Source organism: Streptomyces sp. NPDC058751, from assembly GCF_042746485.1.
Lineage (GTDB): Bacteria > Actinomycetota > Actinomycetes > Streptomycetales > Streptomycetaceae > Streptomyces.
In genome coordinates this window covers 1-5,798 of the sequence record NZ_JBHYPZ010000092.1, presented here as the reverse complement: position 1 = coordinate 5,798, position 5,798 = coordinate 1, and the positions used below count along the sequence as shown (strand labels likewise).

4 protein-coding genes are annotated in these 5,798 nt (G+C 63.5%); all 4 read left to right on the top strand.

All coding sequences use genetic code 11. The features are described 5' to 3' along the window. Positions 1 to 263 precede the first annotated feature (263 nt). The 4 genes from ACFW6B_RS40915 to ACFW6B_RS40900 all read left to right on the top strand — a co-directional run bounded on the left by ACFW6B_RS40915 (position 264) and on the right by ACFW6B_RS40900 (position 5,706). Positions 264 to 1,013 carry a transposase family protein gene (locus ACFW6B_RS40915; RefSeq protein WP_386604998.1) on the top strand — a complete coding sequence of 250 codons (750 nt, stop codon included), beginning with the start codon at positions 264 to 266 and terminating at the stop codon, positions 1,011 to 1,013. Positions 1,014 to 1,479: 466 nt separating this feature from the next. After that, entirely contained in the window at positions 1,480 to 2,370 is an 891-nt protein-coding gene (locus tag ACFW6B_RS40910) for a hypothetical protein (protein ID WP_386604996.1), read from the top strand. 267 nt (positions 2,371 to 2,637) lie between these two features. Beyond that, a complete protein-coding gene (gene ccrA / locus ACFW6B_RS40905) occupies positions 2,638 to 3,984 on the top strand; it encodes a crotonyl-CoA carboxylase/reductase (RefSeq protein WP_386604994.1) in 1,347 nt (448 codons plus the stop codon). Between the two features lie 435 nt (positions 3,985 to 4,419). Continuing rightward, positions 4,420 to 5,706: an MFS transporter gene (locus tag ACFW6B_RS40900; protein ID WP_386604992.1), complete on the top strand. Its 1,287-nt coding sequence runs from the start codon at positions 4,420 to 4,422 to the stop codon at positions 5,704 to 5,706. The last annotated feature ends 92 nt before the right edge of the window (positions 5,707 to 5,798 follow it).

The following is a 5,798-nucleotide window of genomic DNA, read 5'->3' as shown; positions in this document are numbered from 1 at the left end:
TACGGAACCAACAGGGCCCCTTCGGTCGCCGGTGTGCTGAGTGGAATCACCACGCCAATGACGAGGGGCCCTGGCTCGTCACCACACCCGCTGACCAGTCCATTTCACCCTCCCGCACAGGATGAAAGAGGTTCAATGAGCGTTTTCAACGTGGCCACTGATCGGGTGACGGCGCTGGTGCGAACCGGGGTGCGCAACGGACAGGGCTCCCGTGCCGTTGAGGGAGGTGTTCGACGTCTCAACTCAGCAGCGCAGGAGCCCTGTTGGTTCCGTATCCTGCCGCACTCGACCTCCCGCACGCCCTGGTCGAGCAGGTCACGATGCTCATCGTCACCCGGGAGGGTGACCGACGGTGCAAGCTCCCGCCGCACCGCCGTGCGCTGGTCGCACTCGTGTACCTGCGTCGCCACGACACCCTCACGAGGATCGCCGCGGCATTCGGCATATCCGTCGGCACCACCCACGCCTACGTCACCGCGGTCACCGGCCTGCTCGCCGAGCAGGCGCCGGGCCTGCTGAAGACGCTGCGCGCACACGACCCGGACTTCGTCCTCCTGGACGGCACGCTCGCAGAGTGCGACCGCGTCGGCGACGGCAGGGCCGACTACTCCTCGAAACACAAGCGGCACGGGGTGAACGTGCAGGTCGTCACGGACCCCGCCGGCAAGATTCTGTGGCTGTCGCCGGCACTGCCGGGCAGGACCCACGATCTGACGGCCGCCCGCACCCACAAGATCCTCCGGATCTGTGCACGCCAGGGCGTCCCGATCCTCGCCGACATGGCCTACATCGGCGCGGGCGACTGGGTCACCACCGCGAAGCGCCGCCCGCCAGGCGGTGAGCTCACCCTCACCGAGCGGACCGGCAACCGGGCCCTGTCCGCAGCCCGGGCACCCGTCGAACGAGGCATAGCACGGCTGAAGTCCTGGCAGATCTTCCGCAGATCCCGCGTCAGCCCCAACCACATGAGCGTCATCACCAAAGCCGTCCTCACCCTGGAGAGGCAACGCTGAAAGCGCTCAATGATCGCGACTGACTACCCGTCACATACACAACCGACAGTAAAGTTCGATCAAGGTTACAGGTGCGATAAGGTGAAAAATCGGTCGCGAAAAATCGCACTCGAAGGATCATATCGGGCATGGATTCACAAGTTGGCATCAGAGTCAGCCTTGACTAGCAGCATTTACTGAGGGGACTATCTATGTGACTCGATCGAACCTTGAACAGGGGGACTTACATGTTACGGCTGAGGATTGTTGCTCTTTTCATGCAGGCTGGAATTATGCTGTTCGCGGCTGCCGCCGAGTCCGGACCGGGTTATCAGGCGCTGGAATCCGTGCTGACAGTCAGCGATGCGGATTTCCCCGCCTGCTGCTGACGCGGGAGTGCATGGAATTCCACTGGTGACGCGATGGCGGCACAGGAAGTCGATGCCGGACGGTGCCCCAACCCGGGAAGCACCAGATCAGGCAAATCATGGTGGCAGCCGGCGTCGACGGGTGTTACCTGACTGTCGCGCCTCTCTATCTGCTGAAAGTCGCGGGGTTGAGAGCGTCCGAGGCCGGTTTCTCCTTTTCCGCAGCCGCCGTCGAGGGCATGCGGTGGCCATTCTGGTCGGACGAGCGTCAGAGGGAGGGCCGGATCCACAATCTACTGCCATGGGTCTATGTCGGACGCGGTGTTTGCTTTTTCTGCTTCCCGCTCATGGGATCCCCTGTGACGGCACTGGTCATCAAGGGTATCGCGGCTACGGCGGAGAGTGCGAAGTCTCTCATTCGGGCAGATCGCATCGTTGAAAGTGCCGGAATGGGCCGGCACCGATGTACGGCCCAGATGTGCACGGTGCAGAACGTCTCGTTCTCCGCCGTCGGCCTGCTCGTCATCCCGGTTCTGATCGCCGAAGGGCGATCAGGGTACACCGAGGTGACCGTCGTCAAGGCCCTTTTCTTCTTCATAGCCTTGCTTTTCATCGCCAGGGTTTGGCCATCTAGTCAGGATCGGGCGCACGCTGGATCCCGCCAGACCGAAAAGCGATTCTGGGCCGCCCTGAGGGACCGTCGCGTGCTCGTGTCGATGACCGCGGACGCGGTGGTGTGCCTGCACTCCAGCGTCCTGCTCTATCTGCTGCCGGTCTGGATCACCACGGAGCCGGAGCTTCCCAAGGGTCACCATCTCCGTGGTCTTCGTGGCGAACGTCGTGGCTATTGGGCTTTTCAGACCCGCATGACCAAAAGTCGCCCGCAGCAGACGCGCCCTGATCGCGGCTGCCTGGCTGCTGAGCTGCTCATGCATGTTGGTGATTCCGGTATCCCAGCTGGCGGCGGCTGCAGGGCGCGATTTTCTTTACCGCAGACCTGCTCTTATTGACGGCGGCGGAAATCCCGCACAGCGGCGGGCGTTGGGCCATTGATCTCGATCTGGTGCCCCCGTCGGGCGTCCTTCTGGCCATTTTCAAAATGGGGGTGAACGTGCAGACGATATTTGGGCCCGGACTACTTACCGCAGCCGTTCTCGGTCATCAGGGGGCCGGTTGGTCGGGCCTTTGTGTGATCTTTTTCGTCGCAGGGCTGATCGCCCTCGCCATCTGACAAGCCCTCGTCCCGGAAGCCCTGGAACGATCGGAAAGGAACACAAATGAAGGACATCATTGACGCCATAACCTCCGGTGAAGCGAGCGCCGAGGATTTCTCCGCGCTCGAAATTCCGGAGAATTTTCGAGCCGTGGTGCTGCACAAGAGTGAAGTCGACATGTTCGAGGGAATGGCCTCGGCGGACAAGGATCCGCGCAAGTCGATTCACCTGGACGAGGTTCCGCTGCCGGAGCTCGGCCCGGGCGAGGCCCTGGTGGCCGTCATGGCATCGAGCGTCAACTACAACTCTGTCTGGTCCTCGATCTTCGAGCCGCTGCCGACCTTCGGCTTCCTGGAGCGTTACGGCAAGGTCTCCGAGCTCGCCAAGCGCCACGACCTGCCGTACCACATCATCGGTTCCGACCTCGCGGGCGTCGTCCTGCGCACCGGCCCGGGTGTCAACGCCTGGAAGCCCGGTGACGAGGTCGTCGCGCACTGCCTGTCCGTCGAGCTGGAGTCCTCGGACGGCCACAACGACACCATGCTCGACCCCGAGCAGCGCATCTGGGGCTTCGAGACCAACTTCGGCGGCCTCGCCGAGATCGCGCTGGTGAAGTCCAACCAGCTCATGCCGAAGCCCGCGCACCTGAGCTGGGAGGAGGCGGCCGCTCCCGGCTTGGTCAACTCCACCGCCTACCGGCAGCTAGTCTCCCGCAACGGCGCCCAGATGAAGCAGGGCGACAACGTCCTGATCTGGGGCGCGAGCGGCGGCCTCGGCTCGTACGCCACCCAGTTCGCGCTGGCCGGCGGCGCCACCCCCGTCTGTGTCGTCTCCAGCGAGCGGAAGGCCGAGATCGCCCGGCGGATGGGCGCCGAGCTGATCATCGACCGCAGCGCCGAGGACTACCGGTTCTGGAAGGATGAGAACACCCAGGACCCGAAGGAGTGGAAGCGCTTCGGCAAGCGCATCCGCGAGCTCACTGGCGGCGAGGACGTTGACATCGTCTTCGAGCACCCCGGCCGCGAGACCTTCGGCGCCTCCGTCTACGTCACGCGCAAGGGCGGCACCATCGTCACCTGCGCCTCGACGTCGGGCTACCACCACGAGTACGACAACCGCTACCTGTGGATGTCGCTGAAGCGGATCATCGGCTCGCACTTCGCGAACTACCGTGAGGCATGGGAGGCCAACCGGCTCATCGCGAAGGGCAGGATCCATCCGACGCTGTCGAAGGTCTACTCCCTGGAGGAGACCGGCCAGGCCGCGTACGACGTGCACCGCAACCTCCACCAGGGCAAGGTCGGCGTCCTGTGCCTCGCCCCCCAGGAGGGCCTCGGCGTGCGCGACGCCGAGATGCGCGCCAAGCACGTCGACGCCATCAACCACTTCCGGCAATGCGACCGCGTCTGAGGGTTTCTCAGGCTCGCGACCTGGCCCATGGAGCGTCACGGATTCGCCGGTCCACCAGGCTCAGCCAGTCCCTGACCGGATGGCCGCTACTCACCTCGGGATCAAGATCGAGCAGCAATGGGGACAGATCCGCGCCCCGGGACAACGAGTGGCTGCGGTCCCTGCCCGACCCCGGCTGACCAGCAGCAACGACCTGTCCCGACAAGCATCGCCACTTCCGGAGCCATGGAACCCGGCGACCACCCGGCGCGACAGCCGGGCCATCGGCCTGCCCGCCACCGCCCCAACAAGCCGAAACGGCCCGCCGGGCGAACCAACGGACCGTCACAAAAGATCGTGCTAGCGCCAACCATCCGGCAGGCAACCGGGATTCGACAGGTGGAGCACTAATCATTCGGCTCGACTGACGAACGTCGCGGCGCCTATTGTCAGCGTATGACGCGTATGTTCGAGCCATCCGTACTCAAGGGCTGGTTTCCGGTTGATCCCGTGCTCCGGCAGCTCGCAATCAACACCCTCCTAACCCGTGTCGGCACCGGGATGCTGACTGTTGTGAACGCCCTCTACTTCACGCAGGTCGTGGGCCTCAACATGACGACAGTCGGATATGGTCTGACGCTCACTGGCGTGGGATCAATTCTGGCCGGCATTCCGGCCGGACGCCTTTGCGATAGGTACGGCGCCCGGTACGTCTATAGTGTGGCGTACTGCATCACGGGGATCGGTGTGCTGTCGTACCTACTTGTGGGCTCGACAGCGACGTTCCTTGTCACGACGACGATGGTTGGCGTCGGTTGGGGCACCGTGCATACCGCCAGCGCCACTTGGTTGGCCACGGTCATCCCGGCGCACGCACGCACGCAGAGCCGAGCGTACCTGCGAACGATCACCAACGTATCGATGGCAGTGGGCGCCTCGCTGGGTGGAGTGGCCCTTGAACTGAAATCGGCCGCATTCTTCCGCTCGTTGATCGCCATTGAGGCACTCACGCTCCTTCTCTCCGCCTTCCTTGTGACTCGGGTGCCGAAGCACCGGGAAGTGGCCGCCGCAAAGGAGGCCGTGAATGCCAAGCGCGAGAACCAGTGGAAGGCGGTGCGTGACCTACCCTTCCTCGCTATGACCGTCATCACGGGTGTCTTCTCTGTACAGTTCGTGGCAAGCGAAGTCGGGCTCGCGTTGTGGATAGCAGAGTTCACCACCGCGCCAACCTGGATATACGGCGCAACGATCGTGCTCAATTGTGTCCTTGTAGCGCTCTTCCAGGTGCCCGCGTCAGGCTTGTCTACTGACAACCATCAAGCTGCCAAGGTCACACGCTGGGCTGGCTTCACCATGGCGCTCGCTTGCGCCTTGTGGGCAGCCGCCGCAGAACTCGGCATGTGGGGTGCGGCCTTGGTGCTCGTTCTCGGGGCCCTCTGCCAGATAGCCACCGAGGTCCTTCAGCAGAGCGCGAGCTGGACACTGGGTTATGGTCTTGCAGACCACCGCTCACAGGGCGTCTATCAAGGTCTCTACAATTCCGGCTTCTCGGCAGCCAACATGCTGGGGCCATCGCTTATAACTGGAACGGTGCTGACTTTCGGCCTGCGAGGTTGGGCTGTACTGATTGCCCTCTTCCTAGTAGCGGGGCTCGCAACCCCGGCCGTCGTACGCTGGGCGGAGCGGCAGGGCGGGGAGTGGCGGGGCGAGCCGAAGGATAAGGTGTATGACACGCTGGTGTGAGAGGACGTCCTGTTTGTTTGGGGGATAGTTCACGGATTGTGCCAGGTTATGGGTGTTTCGCCGGTTACTCGTCTCGCGAGGTTCGAGATCAT

Bases quoted from the DNA above. Each gene is read 5' to 3' on its own strand.
- ACFW6B_RS40910 (WP_386604996.1), top strand. From the start codon at position 1,480: ATGGTGGCAGCCGGCGTCGACGGGTGTTACCTGACTGTCGCGCCTCTC.
- ccrA (WP_386604994.1), top strand. From the start codon at position 2,638: ATGAAGGACATCATTGACGCCATAACCTCCGGTGAAGCGAGCGCCGAG.
- ACFW6B_RS40900 (WP_386604992.1), top strand. From the start codon at position 4,420: ATGACGCGTATGTTCGAGCCATCCGTACTCAAGGGCTGGTTTCCGGTT.